This window comes from Microbacterium sp. LRZ72 (assembly GCF_033792225.1).
Taxonomy (GTDB): domain Bacteria; phylum Actinomycetota; class Actinomycetes; order Actinomycetales; family Microbacteriaceae; genus Microbacterium.
In genome coordinates, this window is the sequence record NZ_JANGEX010000017.1 from 14,357 (window position 1) to 36,290 (window position 21,934).

The window sequence follows — 21,934 nt, forward strand, 5'->3', positions numbered from 1 at the left end:
CTGAACCGACCGCCCGAGCCCTCGCGCTCCCATCGCCGGTCGCGTTCAGCCGGCGCTAAGAGACGGGTTCGGCGTCGGGATCGTGCGGTGCCGCGACCATCGAATCCGCAAGCAGCGATGCGACCGCCCGAAAGCTGCCGGCCATGTCAACCGTCTCGTCGATCAGCCACTGGTATTGGAGGCCGTCCATCAATGCCAGGAGGGCGGTCGCAAGCCCGTGGGTATCTACCTCGGCCTTGATGATGCCGCGCTGCTGCGCATCCTCAAGATGACCGTGCAGCAATTCTCGTGCGCGACGGAATCTTTGGGAGAAGTACTCGTGGCTCGGATGCTCCTCCGAGACGCTCTCGGCCAGCAGCACCGAGAAGAGCAGGACATCCGCGCGCTGCCCTTGATTCTCTTCGACGAGGTTTCCGAGACGCGTGAGCAGTTCGGTGCCGTCTGTACTCGGCTCCGTCAGGAGTATCTCGTCGTCGCGCCCGAATCGCGTCTCGAGCAGGGCCATCAGAAGGCCGGCCTTCGACTGGAAGTGATGGAGGAGGCCGGGATTGGTCACCCCTGCTTCTGCAGCTATTGCTGCGGTCGAGACGCCGCGAAAGCCGCCCTGCCCGAAGTGAGCCTTTGCGATCTCGAGAATCTGACCACGGGTCAGCTGGCCGCGCGAGTTCGTGACGGGGCGGCGACCACGCGCCGCCGCCCCGTGCGAGCCTCGCGGCTGCGCCTGGTCACCAGGCTTCGTCATAGACACGTGCTTCCTTGATCAGACCGTCCTCGCCGAGCTCGTATGCGGCGACCCCTGCCGAGGTGCGGTTTACGGGGTGATTGGCGTGGATGATGTTGAACTCGAGGATCGTCGTCGTGCCGTCGGTGAAAGAGTTCAGCTTCTCGATGATCGCACCTGCGTGCTCCTCTTCGCCGCTTTCGTAGCCGGCTTCCTCATCGCCCACCTCGAACATCTGCTTGAGGACCGCGCGGATGTTCTCGCGTCCCTTGTATACGCCCATGCCGAGACCGTCGCGCAGGTCCTGCGACTCGCCGTGACCGTTGAACACGCCGTCGGGACTGAACGTGTCGGCCTGACCGTCGGGGTCGCCGGCACGAAGCTGCTTCTGGTATTCGGCGAGCGTCGGGTTGAACGGCTCGAGATTGATCGGTTCCTCACCGAGAATCCGCGTGCGCACGTGCTGCTCGCCGGTGACGCGTGCCAGGCGGTAATATAGGCGGTTGCGGACGAGGCCGCCGGTCTCGTTGAACTCGCTCACCACGACGATGTCGAGATCTTTGTCGGCCCCGTTCTTGTCGAGCGTGAGGGTGATCTCGGTGCCGTTGAAGCGGCCGTTCGCACCCGTGACCGAGTGCGTGACGTTCGAGGCCTTGACGCGCGTGATGGTCGCGGGGGCCCATTCGCGCACCAGCTTCTCGAATCCGCCATCGATCTGCCGGCCCGCCGCCGAGTCGTCGATGTCGGCCGGACCGTCATACAGAGCGCGCACGGCGGCGACGTCGTGTGAAACGAGTCCCTCGATCAGTGCGGCGGCGACATCCTGCGGGTTGGTGGTGGAGGTGGTCATGGGCTTCCTTCTGTTTCGGTGGTGGTGGTTCTGCTCGCGAGCCAGAGCTTGCGGCGTTCGGCCTGCTCGACCGGGTCCGGGACGGGCGCGGCCAGCAGAAGACGTCGTGTGTAGGGGTGACGGGGTGAGGCCCCGATCGTCTCGGGGTCGCCCGTCTCCATGACCTCGCCCCGGTAGAGGACCACGACCCGGTCGCTGATATTGCGGACGACGGCGAGATCGTGGCCGATGAACAGGTAGGCGACGCCCGTGTCTCGCTGGATATCGTGCAGCAGTTCGACGACACGCGCCTGCGTAGAGAGGTCGAGAGCCGAGAGGGCCTCGTCGCACACGATGAGCCGAGGCGACATGGCGAGCGCCCGTGCGATGGCGATTCGTTGCCGCTGTCCGCCGCTGAACTCGGATGGACGGCGCTGGAGGGCGTCCGCGGGAAGGTGGACGCGATCCAGCAGTTCGGTGACACGTCTGCGTGCGGCCGCGCCGCGGTAGACGCCATGCGCCTTGAGCGGTTCCTCGAGGATCTGCCCGATGGTCAACCTGGGATCGAGTGAGCTGTAGGGGTCTTGGAAGACGACCTGGATGTCGGTGCTCAACTCTCGCCGGCGCCGCGCGGAGGCGTGCGTGATGTCTTCGCCATCGAAGATCACGCGTCCGGATGCCGCAGGCGTCAACCCGAGGATGGCCCGTCCGATCGTCGTCTTTCCGGATCCCGACTCGCCCACCAGCCCGACGGTCTCGCCGGGGCGGACGTCGAGCGAGACTCCCTTGAGTGCGTGGAAGGGTTCGCGAAATGCACCCTGGCGGAACGCCACCTTCAGGTCCTCGACGGCGAGGAGCGGGGGGGCGTCGACGGCGGCGCGCGTCGTCGTCTGCGGCCACGCGTCCGGCACAGCCTCGAGGAGTGTGCGGGTGTAGGCGTCCTGGGGTCGCGCGAACGTGCGCTGGACGTCACCCGATTCCACCACGCGACCGGAGCGCATCACCGCGACGTGGTCGCAGATGTCAGCGACGACCCCGAAGTTGTGGGTCACGATGAGAACGGCCATCCCGAGATCGTCCCTGAGCGTTCTCAGAAGTTCGAGGATCTCGGCTTGAACGGTCACATCCAGTGCGGTCGTCGGCTCGTCAGCTACCAATACCCGTGGCTGCCCGGTGAGGGCGACCGCGATCGCCACGCGCTGGGCCATGCCGCCCGACAGCTGGAACGGGTATCGACGCAGTATCGCGGAGGGGTCGGGGATGCCGACCTGTGCGAGGAGCGTCGAGGCGAGCCGGTGCGCCTCGCCTCGGGAGATGCGCCGATGCTTGCGCAACGGTTCGACGAGAAGCGCGCGCACGGTGCTGGACGGGTCGAGCGCGACCATAGGCTCTTGTGACACGTAGGCGATCGTGGAACCCCGCAGCGGGGCGAGCGTCTGATCGGATGCGTCCGTGACGTCGCGATCTGCAATGCGGATGCGTCCGCCGGTCATCCGGACACCGTCGGGAAGAAGCCCGAGCGCAGCCAGCGCCGTGAGTGTCTTGCCCGATCCGGACTCGCCCACGAGGCCCAGGGTCTGCCCGTCGCGCACCGCGAAGGAGATGCCGTGGACGAGCGGTGTGCCCGATTCCGTCGCTATCGTCAGGTCGGTCACCGACAACGCCGCGGGCGTGTTGTGGTCACCTGACGTGGCCGAATCCGACTCCGGCGTGGATGCCGGCACGGGGCGTCGCCGTCGGGTGCGCCGATGCGGACGGATGGATGTCGTGTCGACGAGCGCATCGCCGATGACGTTGAACGCGAGCGCCGTGAGGATGATGGCAAGGCCGGTGGGAACCATCAGCCACGGGAACCGGTAGATCACATCGGACGCTTCGCGCACCATCGAGCCCCACTGCGGCGCGGGGGGCGGCGGACCTTGGCCGAGAAAGCTGAGCCCGGCCTGCAACAGCAGGGCGAGCGTGGCGGTGATCGACGCCTGCACGATCGTGGGACGGAGGACGTTCGGGAGCACGTGGCGAGCCAAGATGGGCAGGACCCGGATGCCGGCGACTTTCGCGGCATCGACGTGCAGCTCCTTCGAGACCACCAGCGTGCTCGACCGCACGATGCGGAAGACACCGGCGCTCAGCAGGATTCCGAGTGTCGCCATGCCGACGGCGAGGTCGGTGCCGAAGATCGCGACCGCGAGCAGCATCACGATGATGCCCGGCAGGGTCTGCAGTACTTCGCCCACCGTGGAGGCGGCGGCGTCCACCGCCCCGCCGTAGTATCCGGCCAGCAAGCCGAGCGACAGCCCGAGCAGCGTGGCGATGGCGACGCAGAGCAGAACGCCGGCAATGGCCTCGCCTCCGGCGAAGATCAGGCGCGACAGCACGTCTCGCCCGAGAGTGTCGGTGCCGAGCCAATGGGATGTGGACGGCAGCGCACCGGCGTCGGCAAGATCCTGGGCGAGCGGGTCGGCCAGTACCCCCCACTCCACCAACGGAAGGGTGGTGGCGGCGATGCTGGTGATCGCGACGAGAAGAATCCACGCGACCGCGACGATCGCGGAGGGGGTTCGCAGCAACTCCCTTGTCGCGGAGCGTGGCCGGGGGCGGTGAAGATCGACAGTCTGTCCGTCGGCGATGTGTGTGCTCATGAGATTCGTGCCCGGGGGTTGAGTGCCGCGACGGCGACGTCGATGACGATGTTCACGATCAGAACGACGATGGCGCTCACGACGACGGCGCCGAGGAGAACCGGCAGGTCACGTGCGGAGGCCGACTGCACGATCGCGCGCCCGAGACCGGGAAGCGCGAAGACCTGTTCGATGATGATGGCCCCGCCGAGCACCCCGACGAACTGCAGGCCCGCGGTGTTGAGAACGGGCGCCGCAGCGTTGCGCAGGGTGTGGCGCGAGACGATGCTCGCGCGGGATATTCCTGCGCCCCGCAGGGTGCGGACGTAGTCGCTGCTCAGCTGCTCGATCATGCTGGTGCGCGTCTGGCGAGCGAACGACGCGATCATGGCGATCGCGAGAGTGGCGACAGGGAGGATCAGATGATTCGCCCACTGCGCGGGATCCGATGTGAACGGCACATAGCCCGTGGCGGGGACGAGCGCGAGGTTGAGGCTGAAGATCAGCACCAGGATCGATGCCAGCCAGAAGTTCGGCAGGGCCAGGCCCACGCCAGAGCCGCCGGTCAGCACGCGGTCGATCCAGCCACCGCGTACGGCGGCACCCGTGCCGATGAGGATGCCGATGAGCATCGCGACGAGGGTCGCCAATGTCGCGAGCGTCATGGTGACGGGCAGGCGCGAGGCCAGGATCTCTGCGACCGGTTGCTCTGTGAGCCATGATTCACCGAGGTCGAGGACGAGCAGGCGTCCCATGTACTCCGCGTACTGCACCAATACCGGACGATCGAGCCCTAGACCGGTCTCGAATCGCGCGATCGCTTCGGGTGTCGCCTGGGTCCCCAGCACGGCGGCGGCCGGGGACCCAGGCGTGAACTGCACGAGGAAGAACGCGACGGTCGCAACGACGAGCACGAGCGGTATGCCCATGAGCGCGCGCCGAAGTATCAGCCTGATCATCGTTGTCGTCCTTCACTCGTGCGAGGGGTTCAGTCGGCCGGAGCCCACTGGTAGTACATCGGCGGACGGAACGTCTGCCATTCGACGCCCGTAACGTCGTCCGACAACGCGTAGCCGTAGGCGTCGTTGAACATCGGCAGGAACCAGGCGAGCTCCACCACGCGCGCGTTCAGCTGTTCGAGGATGGCGGCGCGTTCCTCGTCGTTGGTAGCGGAACCGGCTTCGGCGTAGAGGTCGTTGATCTGTTCGTCGCTCGACCCCATCGGGTTGAAGCCGCCTTCGGGCGTCACCAGCTGACCGAAGTCGAAGTACGCGTCGACCATCCCGTACGGGAGGAAGGCTGTCGGGTACTCGCCGCTCAGGATGCTGGGGATGTACTGGTCCGGCGGCACGTTCACCACGTTGAGGGTCACGCCGACCTCGGCCAGGTAGCCGACCAGCGCCTGCACCTGGGTGTCCGCGAGGGAGATGCTCACGGCATCCATCTCGAACCCATCCGGGTAGCCGGCCTCGGCGAGCAGCTCACGCGCCATTTCGGGGTCGTAGGGGTAGACGTTGTTGAGCGTCTCGTCATAGCCCGCCATGCCCGGCTTGACCAGCTGGGTCGTGGGGGAGCCGAGTCCCTGGTTGACCGACTCGACGATGGCCGCACGGTCGATGGCGTGGTTCAGCGCCTGGCGCACCTCGACCTCGCCGAGTGCAGGCACGAGCTCCCCCGCGCGGTCTTCGAGGTGAAGGGTCCAGACGTTGTTCGAGGCGCCGGTGAAGTCCAGCCCCGCGTTCTCAACCCGCACGATGTCGCCCGCGGTGCCGAGCTCGACCATGTCGACCTGCCCGGACTCGAGTGCGTTGACTGCCGCCGCGGCATCCGGGATCACCTTGACCTCGATGCGGTCGTAGGGGTAGTCGTCGCTAGCCCAGTAGTCATCACGCTTCTCGTACACGTAGGTGTCATTGCTGATCGACTCGTCGGCCAGGTACTCATACGGACCGGAACCATCGGGCTGCGTCGCGAGTTCGCCGCCTTCGATCGCGGCTGGGTTCGCGATCATTCCGGACACCCCCGAGAGGGTGAGGGGGAGGGAGGGGTTGGGCGTGCTGAGCGTGATCACGACGCGGTTGTCGTCTACCGCTTCGATGCTGTCGATCGTCGCGAAGTCCGAAGCGAGGGGCCCCGTACCGTTCTTCACGTTCTCGAGGTTGGCCACGACCGCAGCGGCGTCGAGCGGTGTTCCGTCCGCGAAGGTGACGTCGTCCCGCAGCGTCATACTGAATTCGGTGGGGCTCTCGTACCCCCACTCGGTCGCGAGATTCGGCTCGTAGCTACCATCGCTGAGGCGACGGAGGAGCGTGTCGTAGACCGGCGCCAGGTAGGTGGTTACGGTGATCGAACCGACTCCCGGGTCGAAGTTGATCTGCGTATTGCCATCGTGGGCCATCGTCAGTGTGCTGTCGGAGTCGCCGCCGGTGTCGGCGTCTCCTCCGGTGCCGCAACCGCTGACGGCGAGAGCGAGGACGACGAGTCCCCCCAGGCCGGCTGCGACCGAACGGCCGAATCTTGCGCGCATTACATTCTCCTTTGGATGCAAGGCCCCTTACGAGGCGTGGGTGGTGCGTTAGTGGGATCCCCCGCTGATCGCGTTGGACTGGATGACGCGCCGGTACCAGTGAAAGCTGGACTTCGGCGTGCGGCGGCCTGTGGGGTAGTCGACGTACGTGATCCCGAAGCGCGGCAGGTAGCCCTCGGCCCACTCGAAATTGTCGAGGAAGCTCCACAGAAAGTAGCCGCGCAAGTCGACGCCGGCGGCGATGGCTTCGCCGGCCGCTGCGATGTGGCCGCGAAGGTAATCGATCCGTTCGGGGTCCTTCGCCTCACCTGTCTGGTCGAGATAGTCCGCGCCCGCAAAGCCGTTCTCGCTCACGTAGAGCGGCAGATCCGGGTACAGCTGAGAGACCTTGATCAGGATGTCGCGCAGGCCCTGCGGTTCGAGGATCCACCCCATGATGCTCTTCGGTGCGGACCCGCGAGTGACGTCGACGAAGGGCTGGCCGATCGTGAACGGCGTGCCGGACTCGCCGACCCAGCCGTCGCGGCGCACCGTGTCGAGGTCTTCGGGCGCCACGACATATCGGGGGTGGTACTCGTTGATCGACAACCAGTCGGGGCGCTGCCTTGCGATGGCGGGCAGGTCGTCCTCGGCGACGATGTCGCCGTCTGCGCTCCACAGCTCGCTGTAGCCGACGAGATTCGCGGGGTACTCGCCCCCCATGAGGGGCGCGAGGAACGACGTGACCAGTTGGTCGAAGGCCAGTGCGGCGGCATCCCGTGATGCGGCGGTGTCGGTGGCGGGATAGATCTCGCTCATGTTCAGAGCGATTCCGATCGAGGCATCGGTCACGGTCTCGCGCAGGGCGGCGGCCCCGGCAGCGTGGGCGAGGAGGATGTTGTGGTGCACCCGCGCGGCGGCCGTCGTGCTCGTCTTGCCCGGGGCATGTGCGCCGACCGCGTAGCCGAGGTAGGTGAGCACCCATGGTTCGTTGATGGTGGTCCACATCGACACCCGGTCCCCGTATCGCCGGCCCATGAGCGTCGCATACTCTGCGAACGCCTCGACCGTGGAGCGCTCCTCCCAGCCACCTTCGTCGTCAAGAGCTTGGGGCAGATCCCAGTGATACAGCGTGGCGACGGGCCGGATGCCCCGTGCGAGCAGGCCATCGATCAGGCGGTCGTAGAAGGTGAGCCCGGCCTCATTGACCGTGCCCCGGCCGCTCGGCAGAACACGCGACCACGAGAACGAGAAACGGTAGACCTTCGTCCCGAGCTCGGCCAGCAGGTCCAGGTCCTCGTCGAGACGGTGGTAGTGGTCGGTGGCCACGTCGCCCGTGTCGCCGTGGAGTACGCGACCTGCCTCATGGCTGAATGTGTCCCAGATGCTCGGCCCGCGCCCGTCTTCCGCTGCGGCGCCCTCGATCTGGTAAGCCGCCGTCGAGACGCCCCACAGAAAATCGTGCGGGAAGGGCAGGGGCGCAGGGGACTGTTCCACAAGGACTCCGTTGTCTAGAGCGTTTACTTACTTAGTGCTAGGTAAGTAAACCTCGAATCTGTTTAGGTGTCAACAGGTCCGATACCGTCGCCGAGCCCCACAAGCCAACCGCCACGGCATCGAAAGCCTGCCTCCCACCACGCTGAGACTCACCGCAACCCGTCGCCCCACGCCGCCCACGCCGCCGCGACGTCACCGCTCACGCCCGCCCCCGGTCCACGGTCCTGCTCAGGGCCTTGTCGCCTACTCCTGCGCCTGCAACGGCGCGTTCCGCCGACTCCTGCAGGCGCGTGCACAACTGCGGCAGAGCCTGCCAACACCCCGCACGAACGGAGCGCAACCACGGCGCGGCGCCCCGGCATCCGCAGTTGTGCACGGCGAGCTTTCCGATCGCGGGCACGTGCGCCGCCCACGGCCGCCGCGTTGCGGCCTACCCTGGCCCCATGCACCCTCTCACGGTCGAGAACCTGCTCGCCCTCGAGCGCGCCGGCTGGGATTCGCTCTGCACCTCGACAGGCGCGAACTTCTACGGCGACCTCATGACAGCGGATGCCGTGATGATCCTGGTCAACGGCATGGTGCTCGATCGCGCGACCGTCGCCGCCTCGCTCGACGAATCCCCGCCGTGGTCGGGATACGACCTCACCGACGTGCGCCTCGTGCCCATCGACGACGCGACGGCCGCGCTGCTCTATCGCGCCACCGCGACGCGCGACGGCGACGAGCACCCCTTCGTCGCACGCATGGCGAGCACCTATACCGTCGTCGCCGGCGAGCCGCGCCTCGTGCTGTATCAGCAGACGACCGTCACCCACTGAACCGGAGTCCGCCTCGTGCCCAGCCGCCCCGTAGACAGCACCCACCCCGCAGACAGCACCCCCGACCTACCCCGCATCGTCGGAGAGACCAGCGCGGACGTGCATGCGGATGCCGCCGGCTCGGTCTGGCAGCTGACTCCCGCGCAGCGCGATCTCGATTCCAACGTCATCGTGCTGCCGCCCGGCGACGAGATCCGTCGTCACGTCGGCCCCGACCTCGACGTGCTGGTGCTCGTGCTCGATGGTTCCGGCACTCTCGAGACCGAGGGCGACACCCTCGCGCTCCAGCCTGGGGCGATCGTCTGGCTGCCGCGCCGCTCGCAGCGCCGCTTCATCGCCGGCGACGGCGGCTTGCGCTACTTCTCGGTGCATCAGCGCAAACCCGGCCTCGGCATCACGAAGCGGCCCGGCGACGTGTGACGCCCTCTGCTACCTTCGGTCGGGATCGTCCACACCCGAGCGCCGAGGGAGTTGCTCAATCATGACGCCCAAGAAACCAGCGAAAGGCGCTTACACCGGTGTCGGACTTGCGGTGGGTGTCGGCGTCGGGACCGCATTGGGTGTCGCGACCGACAACATCGCACTGTGGCTGGCGATCGGCCTCGGCCTGGGGATCGCGATCGGGGTCGCCCTCGACGCCAACGGCAACGGCGGCAGCGGCGAAGACGACAGCACAGACGGCCCCGGCCCCGGCCCCGGCGACAGCACAGACGGCCCCGGCGAAGACGACGAGCACGGCTCCCGCTGACCCCCTCACGCGGCAACCCCCTCACCACGCACCGCAGCCGCAGCTCACCCCGCACCGGCTTGATCACGCCGCCCCGTCACCCGCAACCCCCTCCCGCCGCATCGCGCGCGGGCGGAGACTGCCGGTATGGACGATCGAGACGACATCAGACAGCCCCAGGACCACCTGCCTCCGCAGGAGGAACGCGACGACGAGACCGAGGTCGAGCAGCCGGAGTACCCCGACACGGGTGAGCCCGCGGGCGGGTCTCCCGTCTCGCCCGACACCGCCGCCGAGCCCGACGCCCCCAACCGTCACGGCATCGACAGCATTCCGCCCCGAGCGCGCTGAGACTCACCGCAACGTCACCGCTGACGCTCGGCCCCGTCCCCGCCCGCGGCCTCATCGCGCGCCTCCTGCGCCCGCACGGCGCGCTCGACCGACTCCTGCAGGCGCCACGACGACAGCCGGAACAGCGACGCCACCGTGCGCAGCGGATACCCGCCCTCGAGCACCGCGGCGATCGCGAAGTCCTGCATCGAGGCGAACTCACGGTCGGCGAGGGGCCCCGTCCGCAGGTCGGTGAGCGACCGTGGCGCAACCGGCGCAACCGGCGCATCAGGCGTGCCAGCTTGCACACCCGAAGTATCCCGGATGCCGGTGGCCTCACCGGCCGCCGACACCGCGGGCCGCGCGGCCACACCCGCCCCCGCGAACTGCTCCGCACCCCCGTCACCAGAAGTTCCCGAACCCCCGTCCGCAGCAGCCCCCTCATCCCCGTACCCGGCGATCTGCGCCGCGCCGTACCGCACCAGCGCCTGCTCGAACAGCGCGCGCAGCTCGCGGTGGCGCCGGCGTCGGCGGGCGATCAGCGGCAGCCCGATCGCCGGCACCACCAGCACCACGAGCCACAGCCATCCCAGCGGGTGCTCGTTGAGCCACCGCGTCGCCTCCCACTCGACGCTCCACCCCGACGCGTCGGTGCCGTTGTCGGCCACGCTCGCCGCGTTCGCCACCTGCATCGCCGACGGCCCCGACCCCGAGAGGGCGTTGTCGGTCGCCGTGACATTCGCCGAGCCCGCGACGACGACGGCGTGCCCGTCGCCGGTGATCGTGTTGGCCGTCACGACCGCATCGACGTCGTCAAGCATCACGCCCGTGCGCCCGGTGAGCGTGTTCTCGGTCACCGCCACGCCCTCCGCGGGCCCGATCAGCGCCAGCGCGGTGCCGTCTTCGGCGACGGTGCTGCCGAAGATCTCGGCCGCGTCCATCGAGAGCACCCGGATGCCGCCCTGACCGTTGCCCGATGTCTTCGCCCCGTCGATCACGAGCCCCTCCGAGTGGCGCGTGCCATATCCCTGCGGGTTGGGTCCGTCGGCCAGCGCGTTGCCGTCGACCTCGATGCCCCACCCGCCCGATCCGGTGACCGACGTGCCCGACACCTCGATCGCCGTGCTCTCGCGCCGCACCGCGATCCCCGTGCCCGCCGAACCGACGACGGACCCGCCCGTCACGCTCACGGCGCGGGAGTCGTCGGTGATCAGGATGCCGTCGGTCAGGGAATCCGTGACCGTCACCGCCTCGAGGGCCGCCGTCTGCGTGCGCGAGAGGAACGCCCCCAGATGCAGGCCCGTGTGCGTCGTGCGGGTCAGGGTGGCGGTCGCTGCTCCGTCTTCGGTGGCGACCGCCGCGACTCCGCCGGTGCGCCCGCTCCAGAAGCCCAGGTCGCGAAAGGTCGTGTCGGTCGCGGTCAGCGACCCGTCGCGGGCCAGCACGTACGTCCGCCCGTCGTCGGTCTGGATGTCGGTGGCCCCGGCCTCCTCGCTCCAGCTCTGCAGCACGAGGGGCGAGTCGGGTGCGCCCGCGAGCACGAGGTCGCCGCCCCACGCGACGATGCTCGTGAATCCTTCGGGTGTGCTCGTCATCTGCAGGGTCACGCCGGGCTGGTCGATGCGCAGGGTGGCCCCCGATCGCACGATCACGGCGAGGCTCAGCACGAACGTGTTGCTGCGTGCCTCCTCGACGGCGCCCGCCTTGATGAGGTCGGCGAACGTGTATGCGGCGGGGCGCGACCCGAGCACGAGAGTGTGCTCCTCAGCATTCACGCGTGCGCGACCGTTGAGCGACGAGCTGCCCAGCTTGCGCAGGCGCGCATCCTCGGCCGACACCCGCTCGGCCGTTGTCAGCGGCGTGGAACCGGGGGAGGGCGTCGCCCCCGCCGTGGCGCCGGGGCTCGGCGCACCCCCGGGCGAGGCGGATGCCGCGGCTCGCGCGCTTGCACCGGCACCGGCACCGGCACCGGCACCGGCATCGGCATCCGCGGCATCCCACGGCCACCTGCCCTCGGACGTGTTGCCCACGACGACGACCACGATGACCGCGGCGACCAGCAGGCCGACGAGCCCGATGCGCACCAGCCGTCGGACACCCGGCGAGAGCGTCTCGCCGCGTTCCTCTCGGGTGAATTCCGGCGTCTCGGGCGACGTCATACGGTGACGCTCTCGGTCGACCCGCCAGCGTCCCCAGCGCCGCCAACGTCCCCCGACCCGCCAGTGCCCAGGCTCGCCTCGCTCTGCCCCTCACCGCCCTCGTGATCGGCGGAGCGGGTGAGCCACCCCTGCTTGTTCATCGTCAGCAGCGCGTAGAACTTGATCGGCAGCGCGACGAGGATGATCGTCACCGTCACGAGTGGCAGCAGCCAGAGGTCTTCGGGGCGGCGCCACAGGTGCGAGATGCCGCGGATGCCGCGCCCGATGAACATCCACACCAGGGCCAGCGCCAGCGCGAGCGCGGGGTGGTCCGACCGCACCGACAGGGCGATGTAGGCGAGGGCGACGAACATGGTGAACGGGGTCAGCAGCACCTGCATGATCGTCAGCTGCGAGATGATCGGCGTCTTGAAGATCCATCCGTGCCGGATCGCGGTCAGGTAGCACCGGTACGAGTTGCGGCTCCACCGCACGCGCTGCTTGACGAACGCCCGGAACGTGCCGGGGAACATCGACAGCGCGCGCGCACTGTCTTGCTGCACCACCCGGAATCCCTGCGACAGCACCATCCACGTGAGGCGCCCGTCGTCGCCGGCGATGCACTCGCGCCCCAGAAAGATCTCGTGTTCGAGGTCGTGCACCCGCGGCTGCACGAGCTTCGTGCGATACGCGGCCGTGCGGCCCGACGCGCAGATGACCCCGCCGTAGCGCCCCATCGCGGGGGCGTAGTCGAAGTAGCGCAGGTCGATGATCCAGTCGGCGACGCGCCGCCAGATGTTCGACTTGGGCATGTAGACGTTCTGCCGGGTGCTGACCGCCCCCACCGCGGGGTCGAGGAAGGGCATCTGGATCGCCTCGTACATGTCCGGTTCCCACGCGGTGTCGGAGTCGACGAAGATCGTCAGCTCGGTGTCGACCATGCGGATGCCGACGCCCAGCGCCGAGCGTTTGCCGTGGTGCGCGAACATCACGGCCTCGACGTTCGGCAGGTCGAGTGTCTCGATGCGCTGCTGCGCTTCGGTGTCGGCGACGTCGAGCACGATGATGATGCGCGTGGGGTTCTGTCGCAGCCAGGTGCCCAGGCAGCGCATGAGCACGTCGGGGTCTTCGTGGAACGAGGGCACGACGATCGTCGTCGTTGTCCGGAACGAGTTGACGACGGGCCGGGTGATGGCCGAGAGGAACTTGCGGGTGCCCCAGAGTCCCCACGAGAGGATGCCGATCACGCCGAAGGGCAGAATCCAGAGCAGATTCGGCATCTCGATGCTCGGCATTGTTCGGGGATCCTCCGGGCGGCACCGGCGGTGCCCGGCGCCCGAAGCCTAGCGGGGTTGTGTGGTTGGTGTGTTTCGTGGGGCCCCTGCTACCGACATGAGACGTTGCTGCTGACGCGGGCGCCCGCGGGCGTCGCGTTGTCGCACCGCACGATGTTGCCGGCCGCGCGCGCGTCGCCGACGACCTCGATGCCCAGCCGGTCATCGGGCACGGCGATGACGTTGCCGCCGAGCACGTTCTGCGCCCCCCAGCCCGGCACGATGACGTGGATGCTGGCGCCGTCGCCGCGCGTGGAGGTGAGGGTGTTTCCCGACACCTCCCACTGCGCGCCCTTCAGGTCGATGAGCGAGTCGACGACGGCGCGGTCGGAGCCGGTGAGGGCGTTGCCCACCAGGCGCCCCCCGGTGGTGCCCTCCTTGATGTCGATCGCCTCGGCGGTGGTGTCGACGATCGTGTTGCCGCGGATGGTGTTGCGGTCGCTGCGGTCGGGTTCGCAGCCGGTGTATTCGCACCAGTTCGATTCGGCGCTGCCGACGTAGATGCCCTCGCCGAACTCGGGCGTGCGCAGTCCCGTCGCCGAGATCGTGTTGCCCTCGACCACGTTGTCGCTGCTGTGGGCGCGCAGGTGGATGCCCTCGTCGCCGATTCGCGAGACCTCGATGCCGGTGATCTCGTTGTGATTCGAATCATCGAGCACGATGCCCTTGCCGCCGTTCGTGATCCGAAACCCCTCGAGCCGCCAGTGCGACGCACCGCGCAGGTGCAGCACGTAGCCCCCGTCGGTCGCGCCGCCCTCGATCACCGAGTCTTCGGACCCGCACAGCACGATCGGCGCCGCTTCGGTGCCCGACCGGGTGATCTCGAGCGTGCCGGTGTAGGTCGTCTCGGCGAGGGCGAGCACGTCGCCGGGCCGGGCGCCGTCGACCGCCGCCTGCAGGTCTGCCAGTTGAGGCCCGACCGAGATCGCATCTGCGGCACACGCATCCCCGGACCCGCCCCCGGAGGCCGACGGCGCCGCAGGCGCGTTTGCGTCGAGCCCCCCGCCACACCCCGCCAGCCCGAGCACGACGACCACCATCCCGGCGAGACGCCAGGCGAGGCGGGTGCGGCGCAACATCCCTCGAAGTATCCCACCCCGCCCGCCCGCCCTCGCTCGGGCGCTCACCGAGCGCGGCGCGGGCGCCCCGCGTGCACAACTGCGGATCTCGCGCCCGACACCCCGCAGGCACACGCGATGCCACGGCGCGTCGCTCCCGGCACCCGCAGTTGCGCACGCTCAGGGCTCGGCAGGTGCGTGTCGACATGTCGACACCGGCCTTTCCAGCCAACCCCGCCCACATCCATCCCTCCCGCCCCCGCCCCTACGATGACCCCATGCACCCCATCACCCACTGACCGGAGCCCCCTCGTGCCCACCCACCCCACAGACAGCACTCCCGACCGGCCCCGCATCGTCGGAGAGGCCAATGCCGAGACGCAACCGGATGCCGCCGGCTCGGTCTGGCAGCTGACTCCGGCGCAGCGCGACCTCGATTCCAACGTCATCGTGCTGCCGCCCGGCGACGAGATCCGTCGCCACGACGGCCCCGACCTCGACGTTCTGGTGCTCGTGCTCGAGGGCTCCGGCACCCTCGAGACCGCGGAGGACGCCATCGCCCTTTACCCCGGAGCGATCGTGTGGCTGCCGCGCCGCTCGCAGCGCCGCTTCATCGCCGGCGATGACGGCCTGCGCTACTTCTCGGTGCACCAGCGCAAGCCCGGTCTCGGCATCACGAAGCGGCCCAGCGATAGCTGATCGTCAACCGAGCCCTCTGCTACGTTCGGTCGGGATCGCCTGCACCCGAGCGCCGAGGGAGTTGCTCAACCATGACCCCCAAGAAGCCAGCCAGAGGCGCGTACACCGGCGTCGGACTTGCGGTGGGTGTCGGCGTGGGGACCGCATTGGGTGTCGCAACCGACAACCTCGCGCTGTGGCTGGCGATCGGCCTCGGCCTGGGGATCGCGATCGGGGCCGCGCTCGACGCCAACGGCACCCGTGACACCGACAAAGACGACAGCAGCGACAGCCCCGACGGCAGCGACAGTCCCGACGGCTCGGACGCAGACAACTAGCGGCCTTGCGCTAGTCACCGGAGGGACGTGGTTGCCCGGTCGGCTGCTTCAGGACCTGCAGTCCGCAGCAATCAAGGCGTTGCGTCCGCTGCGTCTGCGCTGCGTCGAACGGTGATCGAGCCACTTGCGTTCCGCGTGATCTCGGACTCGGCGGCACGCTTGGTGGTGTAGTTCCCGGTCATTGCATCTCGTCTGGATGCGGTGATGACGTAGGCGCCTCCGGAGAGGCGGTGGTACTTGCCGGACACGGCAGCATTCGTCATGGTGCGCCTCCTAGGTGATTGTCGATCTTAGTCTCGCTGCGAGAGAACGCGTGGTCTTGCAGTCGTTTTCCCCACTCAATTGCGACCTTGTCCACCGCTTCGGCCCACTCGTCCTGCGCAGCGCGATATTGACTCGCTTTGTCAGGCAGGCCGAACGTCACCACTCCGCATCCGAAGGACGGGTGTAGGCCGTCTGAGACGAATATCGGCACGGCGAGTACCGATTGCCATTGTCTCGTCGGATCTGGCCCGCCTGGCCGCCCTTTGACGAGTACCTCTTCGGTGCCGAGCGCTTGCCCTGCAACCCAGGCGCTGTCGTATCCACTCGGGATGTGTCGCAAGTGTGGAGCGGAGGTGTAGATCCGGTCCTGCGACGCCCACCTGCAGAGGCCGCCGTCGGGATGCGCGAGCCAAAGCGTGCCGCTTGTGAGCGCGGATCCGAAGACTCTTTCAAGCCCCAGGGCATCACCCGCGAGTTGGTTCGAATGGGCCGCCTGCAGAACGTCGAATTCGGTCGCGTGTGCATCCCAAACGGTACGGGCTCGGTCGTGCGGGGCAGCGTAGCCGGGGTCACGCACGTGCCGTAGTTCGCGGAGGATCTGGGCGGTGTCTGCGAAGTCGTCGACCGGGACCGCACGAAGTCCGATGGACTCCCACACGCCTACGAGCGCTGACCGTGCGAGCGCGAATTCCTCTTTGCTGAGGCCGAAGGCCTGGCGAACGATCAGCACGACGGCGGGGTGCTTCGGTTGTTTGTCGCGCAGGATCACATGAAGCCAGTGCCGGATGTCTGGATCTCGGTAGGACGTTCCGACGAGGAGAAGGGTCCCGTTCTCGAGTGCGGATTCGAGGATTTCGCGCTGCCACGGTGAGCGCGCGTCGACCAGCTCCGCATAGTCGCTGTACCCGACAATGGGGTCCAGAGCGAAGTCCGACGTGATGACACCGTGCAGATGGTGAACGGTTGCGTCATTCCCCTCGCCCGGTTGGGATTCGTGGGGCTCGTCGCGACCGACTTTCACCTCGACGGATGACGCTCCAGCTCCGACCAGAGCCAGCTCAAGAAGAACGTCGTAGTTCAATGTGAGGAGAGTCGTCCTCGTCGTCGATGTGGCGCGAAAATGTCCGGCCGCCGCGAGGTGTACGGATGATGGCTTGAGCGGAGCATCTCCTTCGTAGAGTGCACGCTGCAGTGCTTCGTGCCATCGGTCCTTTGCCGCCGCGTGGGCGGCTTCGACGACGATGCTCGGCTCCTGTTCCTTCGACTTGACCAGCACATCGGCAGTCTTGCGTGAGGTGACAGCTCCGCTCGTGACAAGGAGGCGCGCAGCGAACTCGTCCCAACTGGGCAGTCCTACAGGGATGGATGCTCCTGCACCGAGCAGGATCGTCACGTGTGACTCGGCGCCAGCGGCGAAGAGCTGCCCCATCACGTTGGCATCCAGGTCGGGAGCACTCATTCCCTCACGGTAGACCGCACCGCCGACACCGCTCTTCCCCTTAGTAGCCGCGAAGCTGTCCAGCGCACGCTTGCGTCACCCTTCTTCTTCCGGCTCCTCGATGTCGGCGAGTTGGTGGACGAGCTTCATTCCTTCGGAAAGGAAGGCTCTCTCCGGCAACGGCGCGAAGTCCTCACGTGGATCGGTTGCGATGTACTCCTGCATGTGGCCGCGCTGGGTGGTCTCGGTCACGACTGCCCATGCATCCGCGAGGTAGATCAAGACGGCGGCGCCACGAGTCCTTGTTGTGAAGCCGTGCCCGACCTGGCCACGCCCGCTCTTGTGCACGGAGAAGACAGCTCGGTGCTCGTCGATTCCGGCGTGCGCCGACTTCGACAGCTGTCCGTACAGTCGACCAAGATGCGGCAGCGTACGCGCCAGGCGCCCGATCGTTTTTGTGGTGTTGATCGCATCGAGTTGCTCGTGCGAGTCCATGGTCTCGGCAGTGAGAGCCCACCCCAGTTGCTCAAGCATCTGGCGAGCGACGGTGTCCGCTTCGAATACGAGCCCGAACTGGTACAGAAGATGCGCCGCGAAGAGCGTGTACTTCAGTCGCTGTAGGGCGATGGATGCCGCGAATACACCGAGAGATGCGTCCGCTTCGGGCTCAGGCTTCAACGACTCCCATACACGAGTCATGTGGTTTGTCGCGAGCCGGTAGGAAGCCGTATAGAGAGCGTGAGCGGGCGCCGCAGTCGCGGCTGAGATGCGCTCCTCGTCCACATACAAACGTCGCACTCGATCCACGCTCTTGAGGCGAGCATTCGTCGCGATGGCGGCAGCGCTCAGGTTGGTCGCGAAATCGCTGAACGAAGCAAGTGAACCGTTGTAGAGCACAGCACCCGTCGCGGGCGTGTAAACGACGCGGACGTCTTCGAGAGTCGCGAAGATATCGGCTAGTCCCAGGGAGAGCTCCTCGAGCGGGTCCTCGAAGATGTCGCCCGGATCTCGTTCCATCTCTGCAGGCTATGTCCCGTCCCAAAGAAATGACGAGCGGTCCCGCCCCGTCTTGATCACGCCCCGCCGCCGCTCGCAACCCCCTCCCGCAGCACTGCCACGAAGTCGCAGACTGCCCACATGAACGATCGAGACGAAGCCAAGCAGCCCCAGGACCACCTGCCCCCGCAGGAGGAGCGCGACGACGACACCGAGGTCGAGCAGCCGGAGTATCCCGATGGAGGTGCCCCCGCGGGCGGCTCTCCCGTGTCGCCCGACACCGCCGCTGAGCCCGACCAGCCCAACCGTCACGGCATCGACAGCATCCCACCCAGAGCGCGCTGACAGCCCCACCGTCCCCGGCGAGCGGATGCCGCCTCGCCCCGCACCAACCGGGCGGATGCCGCAATCCGCCCGCCGAGCGGGTGCCGCAATCCGCCCGCCGAGCGGGTGCCACCGTGCGCCCCTCTCGAGCCGCCCCCGGCCAGCCTCACCAGCACCACAGGCACCGCTCTATACGATACAAACCGTGTCAGATCGCGCGGGCTCTTCCTCCGACGCCGCCCTCCCGGCGGCGTTCGACGCCGCGCTTGATGCGCCCGAGACGATCCTCGACCGCCTCGCCATCTCGCGCCGCTCGATGGTCGGCGGGGGCATTCTCGCCGCGCTCGGCCTGACTGCCCTGGGTGGCTCCGTGTACCCGACTCCGGCTGCCGCAGCCGCCGACTGGTACTACCCGTTCAGCACGCGCGGGCGCATCAACAACCCCTTCGACCCCTACAACACGTGGTATGCCGACGGGCACAAAGGCATCGACTGCCACGAGGCCAGTGGGGCCGACGAGTCCATCCGCGCCATCCGCAGCGGCACGGTCGCCTATGCCGGCTCGCTCGGCCAACTCGGCAACACCGCGATCGTCAACCATGCCCAGCACTGGTCGCTCTACGCTCACATGACCCCGGGGTCGCCCTACGTCTCGGTCGGCGAGACCGTGCTCGCGGGGTCCGTGCTCGGGATGAAGGGCACCACCGGTCTGAGCACCGGCCCGCACCTGCACCTCGAGATCGGGCGCGGCGCGTGGCGGGGTATGTCTGGACGTACCTACAGCTACCTTCTCGATCCTGAGACGCTCGTGGGCGATGCGCCGCCGGCCCCGACAACGCCGATTCCCACAGCCCCGAATCTGTCGATCCCTGGAGATGAATACTTGCGCGTCATCAAGAACACCAGCAGTGGCCAGCACTATGTGGTCGGCCCGCAGTACATCTGCCACATCACGAGCGACACGCAGGCGGCGGTGATGGGCAGTCTGTACAACGTGGGCGTCGACTGGAACAAGCAGGCGAACAACGTCATCAACCTTTCGGACAACCAGTTCAACATCGTGCTCGACGCACTCGCCATTCCCCGATCGAGAAAGAACTCCGTGCTCTCGGGCGGGGACTGGTCGCTGGTGAGTGATTCGCACGCCCATACCGTCGCCGCTGCCCGCCGCAACTTCTATAAGAGGGACGGGTCGACGCTCTGGCTGTATGTCCTGCCCAGCGGGGACTACATTCGAACGATCTACCACTGGAAAGCAACGCTGTACAAAGAGATCGGCGGCGGCTTGACGTCGCTCACCATCTCGGCCGACGCGTTCGACCGGCTGGTGTCGGACCTGCAGGCGGGCGGCGGCCGAAACCTCGCCTAGACCCCACGCGTTCGTTGAGCGAGCGAAGCGAGCCGAAACGCGCGCTACTCCGCCGCTCGGTTCTGTTGTCGCCGCAGAACGGCGGATGCTGCCGCCTATGCCTCGAGCGACGGTGCACCCGCGGGCGCGGGGCTCAGAACGGCGCGGGTTCAGAACGGCGCCGGCTCCTCGGGGTCGCTGAATCGCACCATCGATGGTGGTGTGTCGGTGTAGACCAGCCCACCGGGCGACGTCCATTCGAGGACGCCGTGGTCGATCTGTTTCACTTTCCAGGCGGTCTCGCCCTTCACGGTGTGATGTCGTCGGCAGAGCGCCGCCAGGTTCCGGGCCTCGGTTTTGCCGCCGAGGGCATAGTCCAGGGTGTGGTCGAGGTCGCAGCGGTGGACGGGTTGTCGGCATCCGGGGAACCGGCAGTGCTGGTCCCGCGCCCGCAGGTACCGTTTCATGTCCGCCGAGGGGGTGTACCTGTCGACCGCGAGGATTCCACCGCTGATCGGATCGGTGAGCACCCGTTCCCATCCGGGTGCGCGGCCGGCGATCTCGCGGGCGGTGTGAATGTCGACCGGTGCCCGCCCGACCAGCTCGCCCGGCTCGGCGGTCACGCCGGCCAGCGCTGTCGCGGAGACGGTGACGTTGACCACGGGCGTGATCGATCCGAGTCCGCCGTACCCGTCGGCGAGTCCGTCCCCGGTGTCGACGTTGGGGGTGGAGGTGAGGAGCATGTCGGCGGCGAGGTCGGAGCGGATCTGATCCACCGTCCGCGGATCGTCCGGGTCGGCCGTCTTGATCGCCCGCGCCTGTGCCGTCAACCGTTCCTGGATGCCGTGGGCGAGGGTGATCGGTTGCACGATCAGGATCCCTCCCATCCCGTCCTCCAGCTCCTGCACCGACGTGCCCCGCGTCGCCCGCGCCTCCTGGTGCCGCTCGGCCAGCGACCGCGGCTGCAGCTCCTCCGACAGCCGGCCGATCGCGGCCCGCAGCCGCCCCGGTGTCGTCTCCGCCGCGCGCTCCAGCGCTTCACGCTCGAACATTGCCCGTGCAGTGCCGTCCTGGATGGGCATCCCGTGTTCGACGATCGCCGTCACGTGCCCCCGCGCGATCGCGCCGTGCTCCCACGCGCCCAATGTCGCGGGGAAGTGGCGGGCGATCATCGCCGCTTCATCCATCCGCCGCTGCACGGTCCGATCCGGCTGCCGCGCCGCCGCGCCCAGCTCCGCCGCCAACGCTCGCACGGGCAGCTCCGCTTCCCGAGCCGCCGCGGCCGGCAGTGCCGCGACCCGCTCCTCCGCGAGCGTCTCGGCTTCGGCCAGCACCCGCGCCACCGCGGCCTGCGCGGCCGCTTCAGCCCGGCATGCGGCCGCGTACCGCTCCGCAAGGTCCCGCGCGGCGACATCGATGCCGTCCTCGACACCGCCCTCGGGACCCACCGCGACTTTCGTCTTCATGTTCGAAACTCTACGACCGACCTCCGACATTGAACCCCGAAAGACGGCGTTCTCGGGCGACCCGTCAAAACTTCTTCATGAAACTTCTCTCATGTTTCGACGCGAGCCGGTTCGCCCACACCCGCCGACCGCTCCGTCGGTGGCAAGGGATCGCCCGCGATCCCGCGGCAGCCTTCTGCGGCGTTCGACCCGGACCGTTCACTCGACCGCGAAGAAGTCGTCCCCACCTGCGCCCTGAGCCGCTACAGCCCGAGCTGCCGAATGATGCGGTGCTGCCTGCGCGACCAGAACGATTCGGTGGGCTCGCGCGGCTCGGGCAGTGACGGGTCGTCTTCGACGTCGTCGAGATCGCCGAGTCCGCAGACGACGTTCGCGATGAGTCCGGTCGGAGCGAGCGGCTGATACTTCTCGACGAGCAGGGTGAGCCATTCTTCGACGGGAAGGTGCTCGTCCAGGCGCATGGCGTATTCGCCACCATCCGTCGTTCTCGGGGGCTGTGCCGC

Annotated in this window: 22 protein-coding genes; 8 read left to right on the top strand and 14 right to left on the bottom strand. The window is 67.9% G+C overall.

The window, feature by feature from the left end; translation table 11 throughout:
- Nucleotides 1-55 precede the first annotated feature (55 nt).
- From M4I32_RS13720 to M4I32_RS13745, 6 genes are all read right to left on the bottom strand, one after another.
- A complete protein-coding gene (locus M4I32_RS13720; protein WP_319035045.1) occupies nt 56-742 on the bottom strand; it encodes a TetR/AcrR family transcriptional regulator in 687 nt (228 codons plus the stop codon).
- Nucleotides 726-1,571 (bottom strand): hypothetical protein, encoded by an 846-nt coding sequence (locus M4I32_RS13725; protein ID WP_319035046.1) that lies wholly within the window; start codon nt 1,569-1,571, stop codon nt 726-728. The genes M4I32_RS13720 and M4I32_RS13725 overlap by 17 nt, the downstream gene beginning before the upstream one ends.
- Nucleotides 1,568-4,120, bottom strand: a complete 2,553-nt coding sequence (locus M4I32_RS13730) for a dipeptide ABC transporter ATP-binding protein (RefSeq protein ID WP_319035047.1) — start codon at nt 4,118-4,120, stop codon at nt 1,568-1,570. Before M4I32_RS13730 ends, M4I32_RS13725 begins: the two co-directional genes overlap by 4 nt.
- 68 nt (nt 4,121-4,188) lie before the next feature.
- A complete protein-coding gene (locus tag M4I32_RS13735) occupies nt 4,189-5,130 on the bottom strand; it encodes an ABC transporter permease (RefSeq protein WP_319035048.1) in 942 nt (313 codons plus the stop codon).
- A 29-nt stretch (nt 5,131-5,159) separates the two neighbouring features.
- On the bottom strand, nt 5,160-6,698 hold the full coding sequence (locus M4I32_RS13740) for an ABC transporter substrate-binding protein (RefSeq protein WP_319035049.1): 1,539 nt from the start codon (nt 6,696-6,698) through the stop codon (nt 5,160-5,162).
- A 48-nt stretch (nt 6,699-6,746) separates the two neighbouring features.
- Complete coding sequence (locus M4I32_RS13745; RefSeq protein WP_319035050.1) at nt 6,747-8,174, bottom strand: GH1 family beta-glucosidase; 1,428 nt, start codon at nt 8,172-8,174, stop codon at nt 6,747-6,749.
- A 443-nt stretch (nt 8,175-8,617) separates the two neighbouring features.
- Between M4I32_RS13745 and M4I32_RS13750 the strand changes: the two genes are divergently transcribed.
- The 4 genes from M4I32_RS13750 (at nt 8,618) to M4I32_RS13765 (ending at nt 10,070) form a co-directional block, all read left to right on the top strand.
- Nucleotides 8,618-8,992 carry a nuclear transport factor 2 family protein gene (locus tag M4I32_RS13750; protein ID WP_319035051.1) on the top strand — a complete coding sequence of 125 codons (375 nt, stop codon included), beginning with the start codon at nt 8,618-8,620 and terminating at the stop codon, nt 8,990-8,992.
- 15 nt (nt 8,993-9,007) lie between these two features.
- Nucleotides 9,008-9,412, top strand: coding sequence for a cupin domain-containing protein (locus M4I32_RS13755; RefSeq protein ID WP_319035052.1), 405 nt, complete (start codon nt 9,008-9,010; stop codon nt 9,410-9,412).
- Between the two features lie 61 nt (nt 9,413-9,473).
- Nucleotides 9,474-9,740, top strand: a complete 267-nt coding sequence (locus M4I32_RS13760) for a hypothetical protein (protein ID WP_319035053.1) — start codon at nt 9,474-9,476, stop codon at nt 9,738-9,740.
- Nucleotides 9,741-9,866: 126 nt separating this feature from the next.
- The gene (locus M4I32_RS13765) at nt 9,867-10,070 is read left to right on the top strand and encodes a hypothetical protein (protein WP_319035054.1); all 204 of its coding nucleotides are present in this window, start codon (nt 9,867-9,869) and stop codon (nt 10,068-10,070) included.
- Between the two features lie 14 nt (nt 10,071-10,084).
- On the opposite strand, the gene M4I32_RS13770 is transcribed toward M4I32_RS13765, so the two are convergent.
- The 3 genes from M4I32_RS13770 to M4I32_RS13780 all read right to left on the bottom strand — a co-directional run bounded on the left by M4I32_RS13770 (nt 10,085) and on the right by M4I32_RS13780 (nt 14,600).
- On the bottom strand, nt 10,085-12,208 hold the full coding sequence (locus M4I32_RS13770; RefSeq protein WP_319035055.1) for a right-handed parallel beta-helix repeat-containing protein: 2,124 nt from the start codon (nt 12,206-12,208) through the stop codon (nt 10,085-10,087).
- Nucleotides 12,205-13,482 (bottom strand): glycosyltransferase, encoded by a 1,278-nt coding sequence (locus M4I32_RS13775; RefSeq protein WP_319035056.1) that lies wholly within the window; start codon nt 13,480-13,482, stop codon nt 12,205-12,207. Before M4I32_RS13775 ends, M4I32_RS13770 begins: the two co-directional genes overlap by 4 nt.
- A gap of 89 nt (nt 13,483-13,571) precedes the next feature.
- On the bottom strand, nt 13,572-14,600 hold the full coding sequence (locus tag M4I32_RS13780) for a nitrous oxide reductase family maturation protein NosD (protein ID WP_319035057.1): 1,029 nt from the start codon (nt 14,598-14,600) through the stop codon (nt 13,572-13,574).
- Between the two features lie 291 nt (nt 14,601-14,891).
- Between M4I32_RS13780 and M4I32_RS13785 the strand changes: the two genes are divergently transcribed.
- Nucleotides 14,892-15,278, top strand: coding sequence for a cupin domain-containing protein (locus M4I32_RS13785; RefSeq protein WP_319035058.1), 387 nt, complete (start codon nt 14,892-14,894; stop codon nt 15,276-15,278).
- Nucleotides 15,279-15,349: 71 nt separating this feature from the next.
- Nucleotides 15,350-15,595: a hypothetical protein gene (locus M4I32_RS13790; protein ID WP_319035059.1), complete on the top strand. Its 246-nt coding sequence runs from the start codon at nt 15,350-15,352 to the stop codon at nt 15,593-15,595.
- 71 nt (nt 15,596-15,666) lie between these two features.
- Here the strand turns inward: M4I32_RS13790 and M4I32_RS13795 are convergent, their stop codons facing one another.
- The 3 genes from M4I32_RS13795 to M4I32_RS13805 all read right to left on the bottom strand — a co-directional run bounded on the left by M4I32_RS13795 (nt 15,667) and on the right by M4I32_RS13805 (nt 18,314).
- On the bottom strand, nt 15,667-15,858 hold the full coding sequence (locus M4I32_RS13795) for a hypothetical protein (protein ID WP_319035060.1): 192 nt from the start codon (nt 15,856-15,858) through the stop codon (nt 15,667-15,669).
- Complete coding sequence (locus tag M4I32_RS13800; protein WP_319035061.1) at nt 15,855-17,318, bottom strand: SIR2 family protein; 1,464 nt, start codon at nt 17,316-17,318, stop codon at nt 15,855-15,857. The genes M4I32_RS13795 and M4I32_RS13800 overlap by 4 nt, the downstream gene beginning before the upstream one ends.
- Nucleotides 17,319-17,393: 75 nt before the next feature.
- Entirely contained in the window at nt 17,394-18,314 is a 921-nt protein-coding gene (locus M4I32_RS13805; RefSeq protein WP_319035062.1) for a hypothetical protein, read from the bottom strand.
- A gap of 120 nt (nt 18,315-18,434) precedes the next feature.
- On the opposite strand from M4I32_RS13805, the gene M4I32_RS13810 reads away from it, so the two are divergent.
- The gene (locus tag M4I32_RS13810; protein ID WP_319035063.1) at nt 18,435-18,638 is read left to right on the top strand and encodes a hypothetical protein; all 204 of its coding nucleotides are present in this window, start codon (nt 18,435-18,437) and stop codon (nt 18,636-18,638) included.
- A gap of 184 nt (nt 18,639-18,822) precedes the next feature.
- Complete coding sequence (locus tag M4I32_RS13815) at nt 18,823-19,986, top strand: M23 family metallopeptidase (protein ID WP_319035064.1); 1,164 nt, start codon at nt 18,823-18,825, stop codon at nt 19,984-19,986.
- A 149-nt stretch (nt 19,987-20,135) separates the two neighbouring features.
- On the opposite strand, the gene M4I32_RS13820 is transcribed toward M4I32_RS13815, so the two are convergent.
- On the bottom strand, nt 20,136-21,431 hold the full coding sequence (locus tag M4I32_RS13820) for an HNH endonuclease signature motif containing protein (RefSeq protein ID WP_319035065.1): 1,296 nt from the start codon (nt 21,429-21,431) through the stop codon (nt 20,136-20,138).
- A gap of 242 nt (nt 21,432-21,673) precedes the next feature.
- On the bottom strand, nt 21,674-21,892 hold the full coding sequence (locus tag M4I32_RS13825) for a hypothetical protein (RefSeq protein WP_319035066.1): 219 nt from the start codon (nt 21,890-21,892) through the stop codon (nt 21,674-21,676).
- Nucleotides 21,893-21,934 lie beyond the last annotated feature (42 nt).

Excerpts from the sequence above, each read along its gene's own strand:
- M4I32_RS13720 (WP_319035045.1), bottom strand. The coding sequence starts at position 742 with ATGACGAAGCCTGGTGACCAGGCGCAGCCGCGAGGCTCGCACGGGGCG.
- M4I32_RS13725 (WP_319035046.1), bottom strand. The coding sequence starts at position 1,571 with ATGACCACCTCCACCACCAACCCGCAGGATGTCGCCGCCGCACTGATC.
- M4I32_RS13735 (WP_319035048.1), bottom strand. The coding sequence starts at position 5,130 with ATGATCAGGCTGATACTTCGGCGCGCGCTCATGGGCATACCGCTCGTG.
- M4I32_RS13740 (WP_319035049.1), bottom strand. The coding sequence starts at position 6,698 with ATGCGCGCAAGATTCGGCCGTTCGGTCGCAGCCGGCCTGGGGGGACTC.
- M4I32_RS13750 (WP_319035051.1), top strand. The coding sequence starts at position 8,618 with ATGCACCCTCTCACGGTCGAGAACCTGCTCGCCCTCGAGCGCGCCGGC.
- M4I32_RS13760 (WP_319035053.1), top strand. The coding sequence starts at position 9,474 with ATGACGCCCAAGAAACCAGCGAAAGGCGCTTACACCGGTGTCGGACTT.
- M4I32_RS13765 (WP_319035054.1), top strand. The coding sequence starts at position 9,867 with ATGGACGATCGAGACGACATCAGACAGCCCCAGGACCACCTGCCTCCG.
- M4I32_RS13770 (WP_319035055.1), bottom strand. The coding sequence starts at position 12,208 with ATGACGTCGCCCGAGACGCCGGAATTCACCCGAGAGGAACGCGGCGAG.
- M4I32_RS13775 (WP_319035056.1), bottom strand. The coding sequence starts at position 13,482 with ATGCCGAGCATCGAGATGCCGAATCTGCTCTGGATTCTGCCCTTCGGC.
- M4I32_RS13780 (WP_319035057.1), bottom strand. The coding sequence starts at position 14,600 with ATGTTGCGCCGCACCCGCCTCGCCTGGCGTCTCGCCGGGATGGTGGTC.
- M4I32_RS13790 (WP_319035059.1), top strand. The coding sequence starts at position 15,350 with ATGACCCCCAAGAAGCCAGCCAGAGGCGCGTACACCGGCGTCGGACTT.
- M4I32_RS13795 (WP_319035060.1), bottom strand. The coding sequence starts at position 15,858 with ATGACGAATGCTGCCGTGTCCGGCAAGTACCACCGCCTCTCCGGAGGC.
- M4I32_RS13800 (WP_319035061.1), bottom strand. The coding sequence starts at position 17,318 with ATGAGTGCTCCCGACCTGGATGCCAACGTGATGGGGCAGCTCTTCGCC.
- M4I32_RS13805 (WP_319035062.1), bottom strand. The coding sequence starts at position 18,314 with ATGGAACGAGATCCGGGCGACATCTTCGAGGACCCGCTCGAGGAGCTC.
- M4I32_RS13810 (WP_319035063.1), top strand. The coding sequence starts at position 18,435 with ATGAACGATCGAGACGAAGCCAAGCAGCCCCAGGACCACCTGCCCCCG.
- M4I32_RS13820 (WP_319035065.1), bottom strand. The coding sequence starts at position 21,431 with ATGAAGACGAAAGTCGCGGTGGGTCCCGAGGGCGGTGTCGAGGACGGC.
- M4I32_RS13825 (WP_319035066.1), bottom strand. The coding sequence starts at position 21,892 with ATGCGCCTGGACGAGCACCTTCCCGTCGAAGAATGGCTCACCCTGCTC.